This window comes from Pseudomonas sp. Pseusp10, assembly GCF_059492225.1.
In genome coordinates, this window is sequence record NZ_CP168528.1 from 2328894 (window position 1) to 2350331 (window position 21438).

25 protein-coding genes are annotated in these 21438 nt (G+C 59.9%); 15 read left to right on the forward strand and 10 right to left on the reverse strand.

Annotation, left to right across the window (positions count from 1 at the left end; genetic code table 11):
* Positions 1-2 precede the first annotated feature (2 nt).
* From ACEN8Z_RS10455 to ACEN8Z_RS10480, 6 genes are all read left to right on the forward strand, one after another.
* Complete coding sequence (locus tag ACEN8Z_RS10455; RefSeq protein WP_495597568.1) at positions 3-1991, forward strand: heme lyase CcmF/NrfE family subunit; 1989 nt, start codon at positions 3-5, stop codon at positions 1989-1991.
* The gene (locus ACEN8Z_RS10460) at positions 1988-2524 is read left to right on the forward strand and encodes a DsbE family thiol:disulfide interchange protein (protein WP_008000409.1); all 537 of its coding nucleotides are present in this window, start codon (positions 1988-1990) and stop codon (positions 2522-2524) included. Before ACEN8Z_RS10455 ends, ACEN8Z_RS10460 begins: the two co-directional genes overlap by 4 nt.
* On the forward strand, positions 2521-2994 hold the full coding sequence (locus ACEN8Z_RS10465; protein ID WP_495597569.1) for a cytochrome c-type biogenesis protein: 474 nt from the start codon (positions 2521-2523) through the stop codon (positions 2992-2994). Before ACEN8Z_RS10460 ends, ACEN8Z_RS10465 begins: the two co-directional genes overlap by 4 nt.
* Positions 2987-4189, forward strand: coding sequence for a c-type cytochrome biogenesis protein CcmI (ccmI, locus tag ACEN8Z_RS10470; RefSeq protein WP_495597570.1), 1203 nt, complete (start codon positions 2987-2989; stop codon positions 4187-4189). The genes ACEN8Z_RS10465 and ccmI overlap by 8 nt, the downstream gene beginning before the upstream one ends.
* A 15-nt stretch (positions 4190-4204) precedes the next feature.
* Entirely contained in the window at positions 4205-4612 is a 408-nt protein-coding gene (locus ACEN8Z_RS10475) for a hypothetical protein (protein WP_008000415.1), read from the forward strand.
* Positions 4613-5383: 771 nt separating this feature from the next.
* Positions 5384-6358: a L,D-transpeptidase family protein gene (locus tag ACEN8Z_RS10480; RefSeq protein WP_007998126.1), complete on the forward strand. Its 975-nt coding sequence runs from the start codon at positions 5384-5386 to the stop codon at positions 6356-6358.
* Positions 6359-6479: 121 nt separating this feature from the next.
* Here ACEN8Z_RS10480 and oprI read toward each other — a convergent pair whose 3' ends face one another.
* Positions 6480-6731: an outer membrane lipoprotei OprI gene (gene oprI, locus ACEN8Z_RS10485; RefSeq protein ID WP_003199355.1), complete on the reverse strand. Its 252-nt coding sequence runs from the start codon at positions 6729-6731 to the stop codon at positions 6480-6482.
* A gap of 639 nt (positions 6732-7370) precedes the next feature.
* Between oprI and ACEN8Z_RS10490 the strand changes: the two genes are divergently transcribed.
* A complete protein-coding gene (locus ACEN8Z_RS10490; RefSeq protein ID WP_007973562.1) occupies positions 7371-7658 on the forward strand; it encodes a GNAT family N-acetyltransferase in 288 nt (95 codons plus the stop codon).
* Between the two features lie 71 nt (positions 7659-7729).
* On the opposite strand, the gene ACEN8Z_RS10495 is transcribed toward ACEN8Z_RS10490, so the two are convergent.
* Positions 7730-8806, reverse strand: a complete 1077-nt coding sequence (locus tag ACEN8Z_RS10495; protein WP_495597571.1) for a 3-deoxy-7-phosphoheptulonate synthase — start codon at positions 8804-8806, stop codon at positions 7730-7732.
* 189 nt (positions 8807-8995) lie between these two features.
* The gene (locus ACEN8Z_RS10500; RefSeq protein WP_204934229.1) at positions 8996-9439 is read right to left on the reverse strand and encodes a PilZ domain-containing protein; all 444 of its coding nucleotides are present in this window, start codon (positions 9437-9439) and stop codon (positions 8996-8998) included.
* On the opposite strand from ACEN8Z_RS10500, the gene ACEN8Z_RS10505 reads away from it, so the two are divergent.
* The 5 genes from ACEN8Z_RS10505 (at position 9438) to cysB (ending at position 13395) form a co-directional block, all read left to right on the forward strand.
* Positions 9438-9824 (forward strand): thioredoxin family protein, encoded by a 387-nt coding sequence (locus ACEN8Z_RS10505; RefSeq protein ID WP_033052386.1) that lies wholly within the window; start codon positions 9438-9440, stop codon positions 9822-9824. The two genes, ACEN8Z_RS10500 and ACEN8Z_RS10505, sit on opposite strands and share 2 nt — an antisense overlap.
* Positions 9821-10777, forward strand: coding sequence for a putative 2-dehydropantoate 2-reductase (locus ACEN8Z_RS10510; RefSeq protein ID WP_495597572.1), 957 nt, complete (start codon positions 9821-9823; stop codon positions 10775-10777). Before ACEN8Z_RS10505 ends, ACEN8Z_RS10510 begins: the two co-directional genes overlap by 4 nt.
* Before the next feature lie 25 nt (positions 10778-10802).
* A complete protein-coding gene (locus tag ACEN8Z_RS10515) occupies positions 10803-11708 on the forward strand; it encodes a 5'-nucleotidase (protein WP_495597573.1) in 906 nt (301 codons plus the stop codon).
* Between the two features lie 95 nt (positions 11709-11803).
* Complete coding sequence (locus ACEN8Z_RS10520) at positions 11804-12307, forward strand: universal stress protein (RefSeq protein ID WP_007973551.1); 504 nt, start codon at positions 11804-11806, stop codon at positions 12305-12307.
* Between the two features lie 113 nt (positions 12308-12420).
* A complete protein-coding gene (gene cysB / locus ACEN8Z_RS10525; RefSeq protein ID WP_007998136.1) occupies positions 12421-13395 on the forward strand; it encodes an HTH-type transcriptional regulator CysB in 975 nt (324 codons plus the stop codon).
* A 16-nt stretch (positions 13396-13411) separates the two neighbouring features.
* Here the strand turns inward: cysB and ACEN8Z_RS10530 are convergent, their stop codons facing one another.
* A complete protein-coding gene (locus ACEN8Z_RS10530) occupies positions 13412-13894 on the reverse strand; it encodes a GreA/GreB family elongation factor (protein ID WP_495597574.1) in 483 nt (160 codons plus the stop codon).
* 2 nt (positions 13895-13896) lie between these two features.
* Positions 13897-14307, reverse strand: a complete 411-nt coding sequence (locus tag ACEN8Z_RS10535) for a hypothetical protein (RefSeq protein ID WP_007998139.1) — start codon at positions 14305-14307, stop codon at positions 13897-13899.
* Between the two features lie 124 nt (positions 14308-14431).
* Between ACEN8Z_RS10535 and earP the strand changes: the two genes are divergently transcribed.
* The gene (earP, locus tag ACEN8Z_RS10540) at positions 14432-15574 is read left to right on the forward strand and encodes an elongation factor P maturation arginine rhamnosyltransferase EarP (RefSeq protein ID WP_495597575.1); all 1143 of its coding nucleotides are present in this window, start codon (positions 14432-14434) and stop codon (positions 15572-15574) included.
* 48 nt (positions 15575-15622) lie between these two features.
* Positions 15623-16192, forward strand: coding sequence for an elongation factor P (locus ACEN8Z_RS10545; RefSeq protein ID WP_007983530.1), 570 nt, complete (start codon positions 15623-15625; stop codon positions 16190-16192).
* 185 nt (positions 16193-16377) lie between these two features.
* On the opposite strand, the gene ACEN8Z_RS10550 is transcribed toward ACEN8Z_RS10545, so the two are convergent.
* From ACEN8Z_RS10550 to ACEN8Z_RS10565, 4 genes are all read right to left on the reverse strand, one after another.
* Positions 16378-17391 carry an alpha/beta hydrolase gene (locus ACEN8Z_RS10550; protein ID WP_495597576.1) on the reverse strand — a complete coding sequence of 338 codons (1014 nt, stop codon included), beginning with the start codon at positions 17389-17391 and terminating at the stop codon, positions 16378-16380.
* A 34-nt stretch (positions 17392-17425) separates the two neighbouring features.
* On the reverse strand, positions 17426-17845 hold the full coding sequence (locus ACEN8Z_RS10555; protein ID WP_007983526.1) for an organic hydroperoxide resistance protein: 420 nt from the start codon (positions 17843-17845) through the stop codon (positions 17426-17428).
* A 358-nt stretch (positions 17846-18203) separates the two neighbouring features.
* A complete protein-coding gene (locus ACEN8Z_RS10560; RefSeq protein WP_495597577.1) occupies positions 18204-18665 on the reverse strand; it encodes a MarR family winged helix-turn-helix transcriptional regulator in 462 nt (153 codons plus the stop codon).
* A gap of 67 nt (positions 18666-18732) precedes the next feature.
* Complete coding sequence (locus ACEN8Z_RS10565) at positions 18733-19689, reverse strand: LysR family transcriptional regulator (RefSeq protein WP_495598113.1); 957 nt, start codon at positions 19687-19689, stop codon at positions 18733-18735.
* A 125-nt stretch (positions 19690-19814) separates the two neighbouring features.
* Here ACEN8Z_RS10565 and ACEN8Z_RS10570 point away from each other — a divergent pair, with 125 nt between their 5' ends.
* Positions 19815-20549, forward strand: coding sequence for a sulfite exporter TauE/SafE family protein (locus tag ACEN8Z_RS10570; protein ID WP_495598114.1), 735 nt, complete (start codon positions 19815-19817; stop codon positions 20547-20549).
* Here the strand turns inward: ACEN8Z_RS10570 and ACEN8Z_RS10575 are convergent.
* Positions 20539-21393 (reverse strand): LysR substrate-binding domain-containing protein, encoded by an 855-nt coding sequence (locus ACEN8Z_RS10575; RefSeq protein ID WP_108229891.1) that lies wholly within the window; start codon positions 21391-21393, stop codon positions 20539-20541. The two genes, ACEN8Z_RS10570 and ACEN8Z_RS10575, sit on opposite strands and share 11 nt — an antisense overlap.
* Positions 21394-21438: the final 45 nt, after the last annotated feature.

Consider the following 21438-nt stretch of genomic DNA (forward strand, 5'->3'; position numbering starts at 1 on the left):
CCATGACATCCGGCATTTTTATTCCCGAGCTTGGCCACCTGGCGATGATTCTGGCCCTGTGCTTCGCCCTGGCGCAGGCCGTGGTGCCGCTGTTCGGTGCCTGGCGCGGTGACCGCCTGTGGATGAGCCTGGCCCAGCCGGCCGCGTGGGGACAGTTCACCTTTCTGGTGTTTGCCTTCGGTTGCCTGACCTACGCCTTCATGGTCGACGATTTCTCCGTGGCCTATGTGGCCAACAACTCCAACAGCGCGTTGCCGTGGTACTACAAGTTCAGCGCCGTGTGGGGTGCCCACGAAGGTTCCTTGCTGTTGTGGGCCTTGATTCTCGGCGGCTGGACCTTCGCGGTGTCGGTGTTTTCCCGGCAATTGCCGCAGGTCATGCTGGCCCGCGTGCTGGCGGTGATGGGCATGATCAGCACCGGTTTCCTGCTGTTCCTGATCATGACCTCCAACCCGTTCAAGCGCATCCTGCCGCAAGTGCCCAGCGACGGCGCCGATCTTAATCCGTTGCTGCAAGACATCGGCCTGATCGTTCACCCGCCGATGCTGTACATGGGCTACGTCGGTTTCTCGGTAGCCTTCGCCTTCGCCATCGCCGCGCTGATGGGCGGTCGCCTGGATGCCGCGTGGGCGCGCTGGTCGCGTCCGTGGACCATCGTCGCCTGGGCGTTCCTCGGCATCGGCATCACCCTCGGTTCGTGGTGGGCGTACTACGAACTCGGCTGGGGCGGCTGGTGGTTCTGGGACCCGGTGGAGAACGCCTCGTTCATGCCATGGCTGGTGGGTACCGCGCTGATTCACTCGTTGGCGGTCACGGAAAAACGTGGCGTGTTCAAGAGCTGGACCGTGTTGCTGGCCATCGCTGCGTTTTCGTTGAGCCTGCTGGGGACGTTCCTCGTGCGCTCCGGCGTGCTGACCTCGGTGCACGCCTTTGCGTCCGATCCGGAGCGCGGTGTGTTCATCCTGATTTTCCTGCTGTTCGTGGTCGGTGGTTCGCTGACGCTGTTCGCCCTGCGCGCGCCGGTGGTCAAGAGCCAGGTAGGCTTCAACCTCTGGTCCCGGGAAACCCTGCTGCTGGGCAACAACCTGGTGCTGGTGGTGGCCGCCTCGATGATCCTGCTCGGCACTTTGTATCCGCTGATTCTGGATGCCATGACCGGTGCCAAGCTGTCAGTCGGCCCGCCGTACTTCAATGCGCTGTTCATTCCGTTGATGGCTTTGCTGATGGTAGTGATGGCGGTCGGTGTGATCGTGCGCTGGAAAGATACCCCGGTGAAATGGCTGGTGAGCATGCTCACCCCGGTATTGCTCGGCAGCGCTGCCATGGCCGTGGTGGCCGGTGTCGCCTACGGCGATTTCAACTGGGCGGTGCTCGCGACCTTCATGCTCGCTGCCTGGGTGCTGTTGGCCGGTGCGCGCGACATCTTTGACAAGACCCGTCACAAAGGCCTGATCAAGGGCCTGCCGACCCTGACCCGCAGCTACTGGGGCATGCAGATTGCGCATTTGGGCATTGCCGTGTGTGCGCTGGGGGTCGTGCTGTCGAGCCAGAACAGTGCCGAGCGCGACCTGCGCCTGGCACCGGGCGAGTCCATGGACCTGGCCGGTTACCACTTCATCTTTGAAGGCGCCAAGCACTTCGAAGGCCCGAACTTCACGTCCGACAAGGGCACCGTCCGGGTGATCAAGGGCGGCAAGGAAGTCAGCGTGCTGTACCCGGAAAAACGCCTCTATACCGTGCAGAACTCGGTGATGACTGAAGCAGGCATCGACGCCGGTTTCACCCGCGACCTCTATGTCGCCCTCGGCGAACCACTGGGCAACGGCGCCTGGGCTGTGCGCGTGCACGTCAAACCGTTTGTGCGCTGGATCTGGTTCGGCGGTTTGCTGACCGGCTTCGGCGGGTTGCTGGCTGCGCTGGATCGGCGTTATCGGGTCAAGGTAAAAAGCCGCGTGCGCGAAGCACTGGGCATGTCGGGAGCCACTGCATGAAGCGTTGGTTGATGTTGTTGCCACTGGCGATTTTTCTGGTGGTTGCTGTGTTTCTTTACCGTGGGTTGTACCTGGATCCGGCCGAGCTGCCTTCGGCCATGATCAATAAGCCGTTCCCGGAGTTTTCCCTGCCGGCGGTGCAGGGCGACAAGACCCTGACCCGCGCTGACATTCTCGGCAAGCCGGCGCTGGTCAACGTTTGGGGCACCTGGTGCATTTCCTGCCGGGTCGAGCACCCGGTGCTGAACAAGCTGGCCCAGCAAGGCGTGGTGATCTACGGCATCAACTACAAGGACATCAACGCCGATGCCTTGAAGTGGCTGACGGACTTCCACAACCCCTATGTACTGGATATTCGTGACGACGCAGGCTCGCTGGGCCTGAATCTCGGTGTGTACGGCGCGCCGGAAACCTTCTTCATCGATGCCAAGGGGATCATCCGCGACAAGTTTGTCGGCGTGATCGACGAGCAGGTCTGGCGCGAAAAACTGGCAGCCAAGTACCAGGCGCTGGTCGACGAGGCCAAGCCATGAAACGCTGGATCGCAACCGTTGTCCTGGGCTTGAGCCTGTCTGGCGTGGCCCACGCGGCCATCGACACCTACGAGTTCGCCAAGGAAGGTGATCGCGAGCGTTTTCGCGAGCTGACCAAGGAGCTGCGTTGCCCCAAGTGCCAGAATCAGGACATCGCCGATTCCAACGCACCGATTGCCGCGGACCTGCGCAAAGAGATTTTTCGCATGCTCGGCGAGGGCAAGGATAACCAGCAGATCATCGACTTCATGGTCGACCGCTACGGTGACTTCGTCCGCTACAAGCCCGCCCTGAACGCCAAGACGGCGTTGCTCTGGTTCGGCCCCGCCGGCCTGCTGCTGGGCGGTGTCGTGATCATCGCGGTGATCGTTCGCCGTCGTCGCGTGCAACGCGCCGGCACCCGGGATGAGCTTTCTCCCGAGGAGCGCTCGCGCCTCGACCACTTGTTGGATAAAACCAAGAATGATTGATTTCTGGCTCGCTGCAGGTCTGCTGCTTCTGGTTGCCCTGAGTTTTCTGTTGATCCCCGTTCTGCGCAGTCGTCGTGCCCAGCGCGAAGAGGATCGTACCGCCCTGAACGTCGCGCTTTATCAGGAACGCGTGGCTGAGTTGCAGACTCAGCAGGAAGAGGGGGTGCTCGATGCGGCGCAAATGGACGCCGGTCGCGCCGAAGCTGCCCGTGAGTTGCTGGCGGATACCGAAGGCGTCGAGGCGCCGCGAGTGTCGCGACTGGGCAAACCCTTGCCGTTGCTGGCGGCCGTTCTGGTGCCGATGCTGGGCCTGGGGCTGTACATGCATTACGGCGCCAGCGACAAGGTCGAACTGACCCGCGAGTTTTCCCAGGCACCCAAGTCGATGGAGGAAATGACCCGGCGCCTGGAGCGTGTGGTCGCCGCTCAGCCGGAATCCGCTGAAGGCATGTACTTCCTCGGTCGCACCTACATGGCTCAGGATCGCCCGGCGGACGCGGCGAAGATGTTCGAGCGCACGGTGAGCGTGGCCGGTCGTCAGCCCGAGCTGCTCGGTCAATGGGCCCAGGCCCAGTACTTCGCCGATGGCAAGAAGTGGTCGGACAAGGTCCAGGCCCTGACCGACGAAGCGCTCAAGGCCGATCCGAAAGAAGTCACCAGCCTTGGCTTGCTCGGCATTGCCGCGTTTGAAGGCGAGCGTTATCAGGACGCCATCGATTACTGGAATCGCCTGTTGGCGCAGTTGCCGCCGGACGACAAGTCCCGCGAGGCGCTGCAAGGCGGGATTTCCCGGGCCACGGAGAAACTGGTGGCCAGTGGCGGCAAGGTTGCGCAAGCACCGGCGGCCAAGGCCTCGGCGTTGCTCAAGGTCAGCGTCGATCTGGCCGCAGACATCAAAACCAAGGTCCAGCCTGGCGACAGCGTGTTCATCTTCGCCCGTGCGATCTCCGGTCCTCCGGCCCCGCTGGCGGTCAAGCGCATGACCGTGGCCGACCTGCCGGTGACCGTCGAACTGGGCGATGCCGACGCGATGATGCCGCAATTGAAACTGTCGAACTTCCCTGAAGTCCAACTGGTTGCGCGCATTTCCCGTGCCGGCAAACCGACCGCCGGCGAATGGATCGGTCGCAGCCAGCCCTTGGCCAGCAGCACTACCGCGCCGCAAACACTGACCATCGACAGCCCGGACAAATAACAGGAAAACGCAATCATGACCGCATTCGCTCGTATCACCCTGCTCAGCGTCGTTATGGGGTTAAGCGCTTGTGCGGTCCAGCAACCAACGGAACATCCGGCACCACCACCGTTCCCGCCGTCGCAGCCCAGCCCCACGCCATCGACTTCGCCCACACCGGTTAAGCCGGGCATTCCGGCGAAACCTGCCAAACCGTTGCCACGCACATCGGCCAGCTTTGCGCCGCCACCGGGGGGCAACAGCCATTGGGATCCGAAGCTTGGGGTCTATGTGCTCGATGACCAGCCCAATACCTTCTATCGCCAGCGTACCTATTACCGCTGGGATAACGGCTGGAGCCGGTCGATTGGTCCGAACGGGCCGTGGGAAGAGACGGACATTCATGGTGTACCGGGTGGCCTGGGACGGCAATTCGGGCAGTAACGCACTAAGGCGACCTTCGGGTCGCCTTTTTGTGCCTGCTCTGGAATGTGACTGGCGGCTCACTGCTGACCCCTGTGGGAGCGGGCTTGCTCGCGAAGGCGGTGTGTCAGGCGGCGTGGATTTTTACGGGGGTACATATCCGTTTCTGCGGTAACGGTGGCTTATGGTTTCGCCCTTACGTACGGCCCCTCGCTTAGGCTCGGGGTTCCTTCGCTCCGGCATTCATCCGGGGGTATCGCCTCCGGTCGGCTTCGCTCGACCTCCTATCGATGTGTTCGGCTGCGCCGAACGGCGCTGCGCGCCTACTCCCGGATGAACGCCTCCACTCAGCCTGCCGAGGGGGCGGGTGGATCAAGATCAAGAGCGGCAGGCGAGCTAACGCTCGGCCCTGTAGGAGCGAGCTTGCTCGCGATGGACGTCAACGATAACGCGTGTTGTCTGAATGATCGTGTTGTCCTGGCGTTTTTCGCGAGCAAGTCGGATCGCCGCACCGTCGCTCCTACAGGGAAACGAGTTCAATTGCGATCAGGCCGGCCAGTAGGCCGCCTTGCTTTTGCTTTTGATCTTCTTGCCCCCCTTGAGAGGCCGAGCAGGACCGGAGCAAGCAACTGTGTTTAACGTCAAGCCGATTTCAGCTCAAACGGTTTCTGATCTCGGAGCATCGCAAAATCGCCTTACATTGCCTGCAATCGGGCCATCTCCCCGAAATAACGGACAGCGGTGTACAATCGCGTTCTTATATCTCAGTTGATCATGCGAAGGATTTTCCGGATGTTGCCGCGTTTTCCTGCCGTCACCCGCTGCCTGACTCTTGCCGCCCTTTTTGTGGCCGGTCCCGTTGCAGCATTGGAGTTTCCCCTGCCACCGCCCGGTGAGGACATCATCGGCCAGGTGCAGGTGATCAAGGCCAAGTACGAAGACACCTTCGCCGACCTTGGTACCACCTACGATCTGGGCTATACGGAAATGGTCGCGGCCAACCCGGGTGTCGATGCCTGGTTACCAGGCGTCGGCACGGAAATCATTCTGCCGACCCGCTTCATCCTGCCACCAGGCCCGCGTGAAGGCATCGTGATCAACCTGGCCGAGTACCGCCTCTACTACTACCCGAAAGGCAAGAACGTGGTGTACACGTTCCCGCTGGGTATCGGTCGTGAAGGCTGGGGCTCGCCGATTGCCCACACCAGCATCACCGCCAAGACACCTAACCCGACCTGGACGCCTCCGGCTTCGATCAAGGCCGAACACGCAGCTGACGGTGATCCGCTGCCCAACGTGGTGCCGGCCGGCCCTGACAACCCGCTGGGGCCGTTCAAGTTCACCCTGGGTACACCGGGCTACCTGATCCACGGTTCGAACAAGAAGTTCGGTATCGGCATGCGTACCAGTCACGGCTGCTTCCGCATGTTCAACAACAACGTGCTGGAAATGGCGGGCATGGTGCCGGTCGGGACGTCGGTGCGGATCATCAACGACCCGTACAAGTTCGGCATGAGTGGCGGCAAGGTCTATCTGGAGGCGCATACGCCGCTGGACGACAAGGGCAACCCGTCGGTGGTCGACAAGCACACCGCGGTCATCAACGCGATGCTCAAGCGTGAAGACATCACCAACAACCTGCGCATGAACTGGGATGTGGTGCGTGATGTGGTCGCCGCTGAAGACGGCCTGCCGGTGGAGATCGCTGTACCGGGCGCCAACGTCGCACCGATGGTGTCGAGCACTCCGATCGACCCGATGCAGTAAGCTTGCAAAGAGCCCGTCGGCGCGTATCGCGTCGACGGGTTTTTTTTGCCTGAAGAAACGCCGGGCAATAAAAAAGCCGACCCAAAAAATGGGTCGGCTTGATAACAATCCCGAAGGATTATTACTTGCGGCTAGCTTTGTCCAGCATGCGCAGAGCACGCTCGTTAGCTTCGTCAGCAGTCTGTTGTGCTTTTTGAGCAGCAGCCAGAGCTTCATCAGCTTTACGGTAAGCTTCGTCTGCACGAGCCTGGGAGCGAGCAGCTGCGTCTTCAGTAGCGGTCAGACGTGCTTCGGTTTCTTTCGATGCGCTGCTGCAACCGGTAGCCAGAACTGCGGCCAGAGCCAGAGCAGAGAATTTCAGAACGTTGTTCATCGTGTTCCCCTTCAAGGACTTTCTATTAAGTAGCTATCTCCTCCGATTGAGGAAATAGCCGGCGTACATACTACCCATTACTTGTAGTAAGTAAAACTGACGTGACGCAAGAAGCAAAAAAAATTGTAGGCGTTGATTCTTTTTCGAGCAACTTTTAACTGAATTGTTTAAAAAATATCCAGCTGCAAGGCCCGTGGCTGAGCGAGCCAGCGAGAAAAAGTTCCTATGGCACAGCGCTGTTTTTCAGTCTGGCTAAAGTCCGCCTACATGGATTCGTCTACACTTTTGTTCGGCTTTTGCGTAGCACCTCTCAATATCTTTCTCGATGTTCAGGTGACTTTAACAACGGGCGCTCGTCTTAAGTCTCAACATCCGGCAATGTACAGGCTATCGACCCGGAGTGATCTTCGGTCGAGCGCAATCCTGCGTGATCCGGAGCAGCACCCGCCAACCCGCACGATGACGAGCGCACCTTGAGCATTTCTGCCAATGGTGCCTACTATTTGTACGTGCTCGGTAGCGCGAGATCGGTGCAGCTCTTCTCGGTGTCCATTCAGGCACGGGGTGGCGTAGATGTTCCTTCGCCGGAAAAACATCGGTAAGGTAGGGGTCGGAATTCCAGACCCGCGAGGAGTAGTGATGAGCGAGGCGTTGTCCATCCACCATGACCAGGCTGGTCATCAGTTCGAGACCAATGTGGACGGTCATCGTGCCTATCTGACCTATATGGATCTGGGGAAGCAGACCCTGGATATCTATCGTACCTTCGTGCCCAACGCACTGCGTGGTCGCGGTATTGCGGCAGCCTTGACCGAGAAGGCGCTGGAGTACGCTGACGAAATGGGCTACACAGTCATTCCATCGTGCTCCTACGTCGAGCGCTACATGGAGCGTCACCAGCGGCATGCTGCCAAGCTGAGTCAGTGACCTTCAATAAAACGAATGCATAAAAAAACGCCGGGGTTAGCCCGGCGTTTTTGTTTGTACTGCAAAAGCGATCAGCTGCGATCGCGTTTAGGCAGTACATCCTTGAGCTTGGCATGCATGCTGCGCAAGGTGTTTTCGGTCGTGGTCCAGTCGATGCAGGCGTCGGTGATCGACACGCCGTATTGCAGGTCGGCGAGGTCTTTCGGGATCGCCTGGCAGCCCCAGTTCAGGTGGCTTTCAACCATCAGGCCGATGATCGACTTGTTGCCTTCGAGGATCTGGTTGGCGACGTTTTCCATCACCAGCGGTTGCAGGGCCGGATCCTTGTTGGAGTTGGCGTGGCTGCAATCGACCATGATGTTGGGCTTGATCTTCGCCTTGTTCAGTGCCTGCTCGCAGAGTGCAACGCTGACCGAATCGTAGTTCGGCTTGCCGTTACCGCCGCGCAGCACCACGTGACCGTAGGCATTGCCCTTGGTGGTCACGATCGACACACCACCTTCCTGGTTGATGCCCAGGAAACGGTGCGGGCTGGAAACCGACTGCAGGGCGTTGATTGCCACGGTCAGGCCGCCATCGGTGCCGTTCTTGAAGCCGACGGCCGAGGACAGGCCGGACGCCATTTCACGGTGAGTCTGGGATTCGGTGGTGCGCGCGCCGATGGCCGACCAACTGATCAGGTCCTGCAAGTATTGCGGGGAGATCGGGTCGAGGGCTTCGGTGGCGGTCGGCAGGCCTTTTTCGGCCAGGTCCAGCAGCAACTGGCGACCAATGTGCAAGCCGTCCTGGATCTTGAACGAGTCGTCCAGGTACGGGTCGTTGATCAAGCCTTTCCAGCCCACGGTGGTACGTGGCTTCTCGAAATACACGCGCATGACCAGATACAGGGTATCGGACACTTCGGCAGCGAGAACCTTCAGGCGCTCGGCATATTCGTGGGCAGCCTTGATATCGTGGATCGAGCAAGGCCCGATGACGACGAACAGGCGGTGGTCGGTGCCATCCAGGATGTTGCGAATGACTTCGCGGCCCTTGGTGACGGTGCGCAGTGCGGCGTCGCTCAGGGGAATATCGCGCTTGAGCTGATCGGGAGTGATCAGAGTCTCGTTGGAGGCGACGTTTAGGTCGTTGATCGGTAAATCAGCCATCGTTTACTCGTCAGGTCACGGGTGCCGGCCGCCAGCGAACCCGCGCGGCGGAGCACAGCAAATTAAGCGCGTCGGGGAGCCGAACCTTAGCGCGTTACACCGTGGCTCGACAATGGGCAGACACCGGTTTAGGGGCCATTCACAGTGAGTTTCCCCAACGTGACGGGCAAACACCCTTCGGCAATGCCCCTAATCCGGCACAGGCTCGGCAAAAGCCTTTTGCACCGAATCGTGAGAGAACTCGTCGGCATGCTCCTGAACCCATTCGAGGGCCAGGGCCTGGATATCCTGCAAATCATCGTGGGTGTCATGCAGGCGGCAGTAACGTTCGATCTGGCACACCTGCTCGCCCATTCGGGCGCTGAACAGCGTTTGTTCGTCGACGAAGGCGATGCCCACCAGATAACCGTGCTTGCGCCGCAGGCACCAGGCGACATAGCCCAGGTAGCGCATGTCCGGGTTCACGGTCGGCATGCGTACTTCCAGCGCCGTGCCGTGGCGCCACGCGCGGTGATAATTGCAAGCCATGCCGCCGAGGCTGATAGTGTGCAGCTGTCGTCGCGAAATACACTCAGGTTTCAGCAACGTTAATTCGACGGGCACATCGTCAGGGTGAGGAATGAATCGTCCCATGAACACAGACTCCATGTGTCGGCCATCTGACATTGTTCTCCCCAGTATAGTGGTCGAATTGGAACTGACCGATTTTGACGCCGACCAACGGCTGCTGGCGATGAGCGGCGTATCGCTGGTTATTTTCACCAGTGTCGGCTGCGCCAGTTGCCGTTTTGCCCGCGAGCAATTGCCGACACTTGACCTGGCAGTCGATCGACTGTGCTGGATCGATGCCGGCAATAACGGAGGGGTGGTCGAGCGTTATCAGGTCTTTCACTTGCCGGCGCTGTTTGTCGTTCGCGACGGCGAATTCTTCGGAGCACTGAAATCCCGCCTGACCGACACCGAGCTCAATCGGGCCGTGCGGCAGGCGCTGAGTCGAACAGCAGAGGAGTTGCCATGATGGGGACAGTTGCCAGGCCGACGATCGGCATTATCGGGACCGGCGCAATCGGCGGTTTCTACGGGGTGATGCTGGCGCGTGCCGGTTTTGATGTGCATTTTCTGCTGCGTAGCGAATTCTCCGCGGTGGCCGAGCATGGATTGCGAGTCGATAGCGCGCCCCACGGTGCCCTGACGTTGAACCCGGTACAGGCCTATTCGAGCGCTGAAGACATGCCGCCCTGCGACTGGCTGCTGGTGGGCGCGAAAACCACCAGCAACGCAGGCCTGGCACCAGCCATCCTGCAGGCAGCGGCACCGAATGCCAAGGTACTGCTGTTGCAAAATGGCCTGGATGTCGAAGGCAGCCTGCGCGAGTTGCTCCCCGACGCGCTGCACGTGCTCGGCGGGCTCTGCTATATCTGCGTCCATCGTGAGGCGCCGGGCGTCATCACCCATCAAGCGCTAGGCGCAGTGCACGTTGGCTATCACAGCGGTCCCGCCGTCGATGGGCCGACGCGCGCCGCCATTGTCGAGGAGGGTGTCGGCCTGTTTCGCAGCGCCGGCCTCGATTCCCAGGCCATGGCGAATTTGCACCAGGCGCGTTGGCAAAAACTGGTCTGGAATATCCCCTACAACGGTCTCTCGGTTTTGCTGGGAGCGAGCACCACACCATTGATGGCCGATGCCGACACTCGTGAGTTGATCAAGGCGCTGATGGCAGAAGTGGTGCAAGGCGCAATCGCCTGCGGGCACGACGTACCGGCGGGTTATGCCGAGCACTTGTTCATGGTGACCGAGAAAATGCCCGACTACTGGCCGAGCATGTACCACGATTACTTGCACAAGCGGCCGCTGGAACTGGAGGCGATTTACGCCCGGCCGCTGGCGGCAGCCAGGGCCGCGGGATGTGAGATGCCGCGCATCGAGGCCTTGTATCGCAGTTTGAGTTTCATTGATCGACGCAACACCTGAGTCGACCGACCTGAGGGGGAAGGGCATGCCAAAGGCAATTGACGACAAGCTGGTGCTGGCGATTTCTTCGCGGGCGCTGTTCGATCTGAGCGAAAGCCACAAGGTCTACCTGTCGAGTGGCGTCGAAGCCTACCGGCAGTATCAGATCGAACACGAGGACGAAATCCTCGAGCCCGGCGATGCCTTTGCGTTGGTGCAGAAACTCCTGAACCTCAACAACAGCCTCGGTCGCGCCCGGGTCGAGGTGATCCTGGTGTCGCGCAACAGCGCCGACACCGGGCTGCGGGTATTCAACTCGATTGACCACTACGGGCTGGCGATTTCCCGGGCGGCCTTTGTCGGCGGGCGCAGTCCGTATCCCTACCTCAAGGCCTTTGACTGCGACCTGTTTCTTTCCACCCACGCCGAAGACGTACGCAATGCGCTGGACGCCGGGTTCGCGGCAGCGACCATTCTGTCGGGCGGTGCCAGCCGTGCGGCCAGCGATGAATTGCGCATCGCCTTCGACGGAGACGCGGTGCTGTTTTCCGATGAGTCGGAGCGCATTTATCAGACTGGTGGTCTGGAAGCGTTCCAGGCCAGCGAGCGTGAAGCCGCCCGCGAGCCCATGCGCGGTGGGCCGTTCAAGGGGTTTCTCGCGGCTCTCAATCTGTTGCAGCGTGAGTTCCCGGAGGATGCCTGTCCGATCCGTACCGCGCTGGTCACGGCGCGATCGGCGCCGGCCCATGAGCGAGTGATTCGCACGTTGCGCGAATGGGACATCCGTCTCGATGAGTCGCTGTTTCTCGGCGGCCTGACCAAGTCAGCCTTTCTCGAAGCCTTCGCGGCCGATGTGTTTTTCGACGATCAGGCCGGCCACTGCGAATTGGCCCGTGAAGTCGTCGCCACCGGTCACGTGCCCCATGGCATAAGCAACGAGCAAAAGGTTTAAGCCCGCCGTTCAATGCGTTGCGCCGGACGTCGTAGTCGCCAAGGCACTGCTAAGCTGAATCAAATCTCCGCCATGTTGGCAGTCGAGGAGGTCATATGATTCGTTCGATGCTGTATGCCACGGACCTCGGGCTGTATGCGCCCGTGGTGATGCAGCATGCACTGGAACTGGCCCGGACCTTCAATGCCAATTTGTATGTCGTGCATGCGGTTGAACCCATGGGGTTGTTTGCCGAATCGGTGCTGCAAAGCTATCTCGATGAACAGGCGCTGAACGAGTTTCACAGCCAGGGCCTGAATACGGTGATTGCGAGTATCGAGCAGCGGGTGCTCGACAGTTTTCGCGAGGAGCTGGGGGACGAGGGGGAGCATGACCTGGAGCGGATTCAGGCGGTGCGGGTGCTGCAGGGCGATCCGTCGCAGGTGATTCTGGACCAGGCGCAGAAACTCTCCGTGGATTTATTGATCGTAGGTAGTCACAGCCATGGTGCTGGTGCGGAAACGCCTCTGGGGCGAACCGCCGCCCGTGTGTTGCAACTGTCCAAGGTGCCGGTCTATCTGGTGCCGCTGGTGCAACGTCGTCGCCAAGGGGATCGCTAGAACACGAATAATGGCAATTTGATAAAAAAGTTCTAGATTTATTCTTCAAGCCATTAATATAGTTATATACCGTCGCTGATGCCCGTGGCGTCTACCTGCTTTGAGGGATTCATATGAAGCTTCAACAATTGCGCTACATCTGGGAAGTGGCGCACCACGACCTCAACGTTTCCGCTACAGCCCAAAGCCTTTACACCTCTCAACCGGGCATCAGCAAACAGATCCGCCTGCTGGAAGACGAACTGGGCGTCGAGGTTTTTGCCCGCAGCGGCAAGCACCTGACCCGCGTTACCCCGGCCGGCGAGCGCATCATCACCACCGCTGGCGAAATTCTCCGTAAGGTTGAAAGCATCAAGCAGATCGCCCAGGAATTCTCCAACGAGAAGAAAGGCACCCTGTCGATTGCCACCACTCACACCCAGGCGCGTTATGCGTTGCCGCCGGTGATCAGCAATTTCATCAAGCAATACCCGGACGTTGCCCTGCACATGCACCAGGGATCGCCGATGCAAATCGCCGAAATGGCCGCTGACGGCACCGTGGATTTCGCCATTGCCACCGAAGCGCTCGAACTGTTCGGTGATCTGGTGATGATGCCGTGCTACCGCTGGAACCGTTGCGTGGTCGTGCCTCAGGGCCATCCGCTGACCAAGCTGTCGAAACTGACCCTCGAAGCGCTGGCCGAATACCCGATCGTGACGTACGTGTTCGGTTTTACCGGCCGTTCGAAACTCGACGAAGCGTTCAGTCATCGTGGCCTGACGCCGAAAGTGGTGTTCACCGCTGCCGACGCCGACGTGATCAAAACCTATGTTCGCCTGGGTCTGGGGGTGGGCATCGTGGCGAAAATGGCTGTCGACAGCAAACTCGACAGCGACCTGGTGGTGCTCGATGCCAGTGAGTTGTTCGAGTCCAGCGTGACCAAGATCGGCTTCCGTCGTGGCACTTTCCTGCGGGGGTTCATGTGCGACTTCATCGAGAAGTTCGCGCCACACCTGACCCGCGAAGTCATGGCCAAGGCCATTCAATGCCACAACAAGCAGGAACTGGAAGAGCTGTTCGACGGCGTCGAACTGCCCGTTCACTGATAGCGTTTCCTGCCGGTCAAACCACCTCGGTGACAGCGAACTGTTGCCGAGCGCCCGCCACCAAAATCTCCACCTCATCGCCCTCGAACTTGCCCAGCAGGCTTTTGCCCAGCGGTGAGCGCGGGGTGATGACGGTAATCAGTTGCCCCACCAGATCGACTTTCAACCCGGCTGCATCAGGGGCGAGAAACAGCCATTGTTCGCGCCCCTTTTCGTCCTCGATCCCGAGCAACGCGCCCACTTCGATGCCCCGCTGATCGTCATACGGGCGCAGGGCCAGGTTCTGGCAAAGGGTCAGTGACTGGCGAATCTCCTCGACCCTTTTAGCTTGTCCGGCCGCGAGATAGGACGCTTCCAGCCCCAGGGTGTCGTACTTGTTCTCGGCGATGTTTTCTTCGTGGGTCGCCGTTTCGTAAGCGGTTTGCGCGGCCCGTTCGGCGATGTCGAGATCGATCCGCAGCTTGTCGAGAATCAGTTGGTGGACGGTATGCTTATTCATGATCAATCGCAGAATTGCAGGACGTTGGCGCGGCTTTTTTCGCTCGGTATCGTCCGGTCCTGTTGCAACCAGAACTGACAGGTCGGATTGGACAGGTTGCGGCTGCTGCTGCGAGCCTGATCGAGCCGTTGTGCCTGCTCGTTCTTGCGCAGGTTTTCTTCGTACTGCTCGAACAGTGGATTCTGCGGCGCAATGTCCGGTACCGGTTGCGCTGCCACGGACGGTTTGGCCAGTTGCTCCACGGCGGCTGCAACAGGTGCCAGTTGTTTGCTGAACAAAAAGTGGGAAGCGAGCCAGCAGGTCAGCACAATGGCAATGAATCCCAGCCACATGCCAAGGGCGATGCTGCCAGTCAGTTGCAGGGCATTGAGGCTGATGGGGAAGGATCGGCGCGGAGTGGGGCGGTGGGGCATGGTTGCCTCCTGGCGAAAGGTCACTGGCGAGTGGCGATTGTCGCATGAAGAATAATCGCCGTCGGCTCTTCTGCGCGGGGTAATTTATGCGGACAATCGGCGCCTTTGCCAACGGGAACCTGGAATGCCTGAAATGAAAACCCGCTGGGATATTTTTTGCACCGTGGTCGACAACTTCGGCGACATCGGCGTGACCTGGCGACTGGCCCGGCAACTGGTGGCCGAACATGGACTGGCGGTGCGTCTATGGGTCGATGACCTGCGAGCGTTCGAGCGCCTGTGCCCGGAAGTCGACATCCACGCTCCTCAGCAGTGGCAGCAAGACGTCGAAGTGCGCCAATGGCCAGCCGAGTGGCAGCCGACCGAAGCCGCCGATGTGGTGATTGCTGCATTTGCCTGTCAATTGCCGAGCGCTTACATGGACGCCATGGTCGAACGGGAAAAGACACCGCTGTGGATGAACCTCGACTACCTCAGTGCCGAAGCCTGGGTGATCGGTTGCCACGGCTTGCCCTCGGTGAAGTACAAAAGCGTACAGAAGTTCTTTTTCTTCCCTGGATTCCAGAAGGGCACGGGTGGGTTGTTACGTGAGCGAGGGTTGCTTGAGCGTCGTCGGCAATTTCAGCAAAACCCGGAGGCTCAAGAAGAATTCCTGCAAGGTTTGGGGATTGATCGTGCGCCCGGCGCACAGTTGATCTCATTGTTTGCCTACGAAAACACCGGTTTGGCCAGTTGGCTCGATGCGATGGCTGGCGATTCGACGGCCACTCATCTGCTGGTGCCGGAAGGGCGGATTCTCGGCGATGTCGAACGCTGGCTCGGTGTGCAGGGTTTGACGGCTGGTGCCGTGCATGTGCGTGATGCCTTGACCATTCAAGTGCTGCCATTCGTCCGCCAGGACCAGTACGACGGCTTGCTGTGGTGCTGCGATTTCAATGCCGTACGCGGCGAAGATTCCTTTGTGCGCGCTCAATGGGCTGGCCGGCCTTTTCTCTGGCACATCTACCAGCAGGAAGAGGACATCCACCTGGACAAGCTCGAAGCCTTCCTCGAACTCTATGTAAAGGGGCTTTCGGAACCTGCGCGGGAGGCGATCAGCGGTCTCTGGCGGGCGTGGAACGTTGGTGAGAAAATGGCCGACCACTGGCAATTCACCCGTAAACACTGGCCAGAGCTGGAAAAACACGCCGAGGCATGGTGTCTGGAACAGGCCTTGCAGGCCGATCTTGCCACGGCGCTGGTACAGTTTTATGGAAATTGGATATGATACGCGGCCTAGATTTTTGTAAATCCCATCCAAATTCGGATATTCGCAATGAAAACTGGTAAAGAACTCAAACCCGGTACCGTGATCCGTATCGACAACGATCCTTGGCTGGTTCAGAAAGCTGAATTCACCAAGTCCGGTCGTAACAGCGCGATCATGAAGACCAAGCTGAAAAACCTGCTGACCGGCTACAAGACCGAAACCGTATACGGTGCGGACGACAAGCTGGACGACGTGATCCTCGACCGCAAGGAAGCGACCCTGTCCTTCATCAGCGGCGACTCCTACACGTTCATGGACACCACTGACTACACCATGTACGAGCTGAACGCCGAAGACATCGAAGCCGTTCTGCCGTTCGTTGAAGAAGGCATGACCGACGTTTGCGAAGCCGTGTTCTTCGAAGGCCGTCTGGTTTCCGTAGAACTGCCAACCACCATCGTGCGTCAGGTTGCCTACACCGAAGGTTCCGCTCGCGGCGACACTTCCGGCAAGGTGATGAAGCCTGCCAAACTGAAGAACGGTACCGAGCTGTCGGTTGCTGACTTCATCAATATCGACGATATGATCGAGATTGATACCCGCGAAGGCGGTTCCTACAAAGGCCGTGCCAAATAAGCACAGCTTGAGGAATGAAAAAAGCCCGACCATTGAGTCGGGCTTTTTTGTGCCTGAAACAGTCCACCCTTTGTAGGAGCGAGCTTGCTCGCGATGGAGGCCCAGTCAACGCGGGCATTCAGATAGCCCGCGTTATCGTTAACAACCATCGCGAGCAAGCTCGCTCCTACAGGGTGGGGGCGGTGTTACTTCTTCAGGTGTTGTTTCAGCTCTTCAGACGCCTGCAACATCGCCGAACGCACCGCTGGCACCTGGCTCACCACGTTGAGCAGACCGTAGTCGTGGATCAGGCCGTTGTAGCGAACCGAGGTCACCGGCACACCGGCTTCATCGAGTTTGCGGGCGTAGGCTTCACCTTCATCGCGCAGCACATCGGCACCGGCGGTCTGTACCAGCGCTGGCGGCAACCCTTTCAACTGGGCGGTGGTTGCGCGCAACGGTGAGGCGTAGATCTCGTTACGCTGGTTGGCGTCGGTGGTGTAGTTGTCCCAGAACCACTTCATCGCATTTTTGGTGAGGAAGTGCCCTTCGGCAAACTGGTTGTAGGACGCGGTTTCGAAGTTGGCATCCGTCACCGGCCACAACAGCACCTGGAACTTGATCGCCGGTGTGCCCTTGTCTTTGGCCATCAGCGCAACCACGGCCGCCATGTTGCCGCCGACACTGTTACCGGCCACGGCGAGGCGTTTGCCGTCGACGTTGATCTCTTTACCGTGCTCGGCCACCCATTTTGTCGCGGCGTAAGCCTGGTTGATCGCCACCGGGTAATGCGCTTCCGGCGACGGTGTGTAGTTCACGAACACGGCCGCTGCACCCGAACCCGTTACCAGGTCACGCACCAGCCGCTCGTGGGTTGGGAAGTCTCCCAGTACCCAGCCACCACCGTGGAAGAACATGAACACGGGCAGCTCACCCTTGACCCCGGCCGGCCGGACGATGGTCAGGTTCAGCGGTTGGCCGTCGACTTGAATGGTTTTCTGGCTGACATCGGCTTTTGGCAGTGTCAGTTTCACCCCGGCCTGCGCGCCCGTCAGCACGGCGCGGGCGTCTTTCGGGCTGAGCTGTTCAAGCGGCTTGCCGGTGCCGGCATTCAGCACATCAAGGAATGCCTGGGTGTTGTGTTCAACGTCGCCGGCAAATGCACTGTGGATGGACAGGGCGAGAAGGGTACCGGTCAAGACTTTGCTGAAAGTGTTCATGTTCGTTTCCTGTTCGGGCCTGGTAGGTCAGCGGTTAGACGGTTACGTGCAGGCGCACATCGACGTTGCCACGGGTGGCGTTGGAGTACGGGCAGACCTGGTGGGCCGCGTCGACCAGTGCTTGTGCATCGGCTTGCTCAAGACCCGGCAGGCTGATGTGCAGGTCGATGTCCAGGCCGAAACCGCCAGGGATCTGGCCGATGCCGACGTGGGCGGTGATCGAGGCGTCGTTGGGGATGCTGCGCTTGGACTGGCTGGCGACGAATTTCAGGGCGCCGATGAAGCAGGCGGAATAACCGGCGGCAAACAGTTGCTCAGGGTTGGTGGCTGCGCCGCCGGCACCGCCGAGTTCTTTCGGCGTGGCGAGTTTGACGTCGAGGATGTTGTCGCTGGAAACCGCACGACCGTCACGGCCACCAGTGGAAGTTGCGATTGCGGTGTAGAGAGTTTGCATGGAGAAAGCCTCGTTCAGGGTTTGATTTTTTTGCGCTAAATGTTTGTGCGCTAAGTAAGTGCGAGATGAATGTATCGCGCTAATGTTTAGCGCGCAAGATAAAATTTCAAAGAAATTTGAAAAATACCAAAGGGCAGCAGGGCGGTTTTGGTTGGAAGCGTTGATTTAGAGCTGTTGGAACGAGCTTTTTCAGTCTGGATTTTTTCAGGAAAAGGTGGCGAACCCGTTTTTCGGTACGCCGCAGAACTACTGTGGGAGCGAGCCTGCTCGCGATTACGGTGTGTCAGCCAACATCAATGTTGAATGTGACATTGCAATCGCGAGCAGGCTCGCTCCCACAGGGGGGTTGGATTGGAGGTTACAGGCTGTCTTGCAGGTGACGACGCAGCTCTTGCAGTTCCGCTTGCAGCTTTTGCAGGCGCTCCAGCGTCATCCCGCTGGCGCCGAGGATGCACTGGGGTATGTTGCGGGCCTTGTCGCGCAACGCCCGGCCCTGTTCGGTGAGTTCGACGATCACCACCCGCTCATCTTCGCGGCTGCGGGTGCGGCTGAGCACGCCTTCGGCCTCCAGGCGTTTGAGCAGCGGGGTGAGCGAGCCAGGATCGGTCAGCAACCGCGTGCTGATTTCGCCTACGGTCAAACCGTCCCGTTCCCACAACACCATCATTGCCAGGTATTGCGGGTAGGTCAGCCCCAATGCTTGCAGCAAGGGTTTGTAGACCTTGGTCATCATCAGCGAAGTGGAATGCAGGGCGAAGCAGGCCTGGTTGTCCAGCAGCAGGTCGTCGCAGGTGTCCGGAGTGTCGCGCTCGGTGGTCATGTCGAAGCCTTGATCTGTGATCTTAGGAATCTAGCGGGCGAATCTTTAATGCGCCAGATAATTTTGATCAGTGCCGTTGCAAATGGGTTTGAAGCACCAGATCCCAGGGTGGAACTGGACTGAAGCGGGTTTTCAGGTACTCCAGCAACAAGCGACTGCGGGAGTTGGGTTGCTGTTCCAGGCGCAAGGCATAGATGCCGGCGCTTTCCGGTTTCGGCAGGCCGCTTTCGCAGAACAGCGGCAGCAACTCACCGCGCAACAGGTACTCGCTGGCCAGCCAGGTCGGCAGGTGTGCGATACCCAGTCCGGCCAATGCGCCGCACACCAGCGCCTCGGCATTGTTGGCGCTCATGCGGATCCGTGCCGGCCGGTGCAACTGCATTTGCCCGTCCCGCTCGAAGCGCCAGGCGAAGGGCGGGGTCAGGCCATCCCAGTCGAGTCCATCGTGTTCACTCAGTTGCGACGGATCGGTCGGCACGCCGCGGCTCTGCAAATAATCAGGGCTGGCGCAGGCGATGCGCACCATGCTCGCCAGTGGCGTGGCCACCAGCCGGGTGTCGGCCAATTGTCCGGCACGCAGCACCAGATCGACCTTGCCAAGGTTTTGGCCCTGCATGTCGACGAAGCTGTCGATCAAGTGCAGTTGCACGTCGAGTCCGGGGTAGAGCATCAGGAAATCGGCAATCACCGGTGCCAGATGCCGGCGACCAAAGGCTGCCGGCGCATCGATACGAATCAAGCCTTCCGGCGCGCTGCTCAGGGACACTGCCTCGGCCCGGGCCAGGCGCAACTCGGCGACGATCCGCCGTGCGCGCTCGGCAAAGGCCAATCCCGCCGGGGTGGCGCGTACCGCATGGGTGCTGCGGATGAACAACTGACTGCCGACCGCGCTTTCCAGGCTGTCGATCCGCCGTGCCACGGCCGAAGGGGTCAGCGGATGACGGCGCGATGCGGCGGAAAAACTGCCGGTTTCCAGCACGTCGAGGAACAAAGCCAGTTGGTCGGTCAGTTGACTGGGGTTCATGGCAGGTTTGCGCTTGTGCGAATTTGGCACAGCCATTGTGCGTTGCTGTGCGTTTCCGCGCCAGAAGCAACTGCGTAGGATCAATGGCGTGATGTGAGGAGAAATCGGCCGTGATTGAGTTTGTGATGTATCTGGTGTTCGGCGCTGCGTTGGGCACGCTCGGCGGGTTGTTTGGTATCGGCGGCGGCCTGATCGCCATTCCGCTGCTGGGCGTGCTGTTCGGGCTCGACCAGCAGATTGCCCAAGGCACAGCGCTGGTGATGGTGGTGCCGAACGTGATGCTGGCGCTATGGCGTTATCAGCAGCGCAACCGGATTGAACTGCGACATGCGCTGCCGTTGGCAACGATGGGTTTCAGTTTTGCCTGGCTCGGCTCGATATGGGCCGTGGGCATTGATGCACAAACCATGCGTTCAGGCTTTGTCGGGTTCCTCATCGCGCTGTCGGCCCTTAACCTGGCACGAATGTTCTCCGCCAGCGCCCCGGCGGCGTCGCAGATGAATTATCCGTGGCCATGGCTGGGCGTACTCGGTGCGGCGTCCGGCACCATGGGCGGCGTGTTTGGCGTCGGCGGAGCCGTGGTGGCGACACCGGTGCTGACCAGCGTGTTCGGGACCAGCCAAGTGGTGGCGCAAGGACTGTCCCTGGCCCTGGCGTTGCCAAGCACCGGCGTGACGTTGGTGACTTATGCCGTGCACCATCAGGTGGACTGGTTGATCGGCGTGCCCTTGGCGATAGGCGGGCTGCTCAGCATCAGTTGGGGCGTGAAGATTGCCCATGCAATTCCGGAGCGGCTGCTGCGTGGGCTGTTCTGCGGCTATCTGGTGGCGTGTGCGGTGATGCTCGCCTTCAAAGTTTGAAGCCTTCGATGATGTGCTCGGCCAGGCACTCGGTGATCGGCGACGGATTATGCAGGTTGCGCACGAGCATGATGCTGGCCTCGGGCAGCAGCGGCAGATCCTCGGCTTCACCGAGGATGCGCATGTCCGCGGTGATCAGGCTTTCAAGCTGTGCCGTGACGGCCAGGCCGGCGCTGACCACGGCCATGATCGCCGACAGGCTGTCGCTGTTGTACGCCACCCGGTAATCGCGCCCCTGGGCATCAAGGGCGTTGCAGGCCCACTGGCGGCAGAAGCAGTCGCTGTTGAACATCGCCAGGGGCAGCGGCGTCTGCTCGTGGGCGCTATAGCATTGCGCCTCGGCCCAGACGAAACGCTCCTTGCGCAACAACTGGCCGATTTCGCTGCCCGGTTCGCGGGTGACGATGGACAGGTCGAGGTCCTGGCGCATCAGCAGTTGCTTTGATGATTCGCAGTGCACTTCGATCTGAATCAGCGGATAGGACTGGGCAAACCGGCGTAAAATCCCCGGGAGAAATCGCATCACATAATCGTCCGGCGTACCGATGCGCACCGTGCCGACCATATCGGGCTCACGCAGCGTATTGAAGACCTCGCTGTGCAGCTTGAGGATACGCCGCGCATAGCCGAGCAACACCTGGCCTTCGGCTGTCAGCCGCACCTGCCGCCCGTCGCGCTGGAACAACTGGCGCTGCAGCACATCTTCTTCCAGCCGTTTCATCTGCATGCTGACGGCTGACTGGGTGCGATTGACCATTTCACCGGCGCGGGTAAAGCCGCCCTGGTCGGCGATGGCGACGAAGGTGCGCAAGACTTCGGTATCGATACTCGGGTAGGCCGACATCCATCAATCTCCGAGATATGTGACATCAGAAACATTCGTTGGATT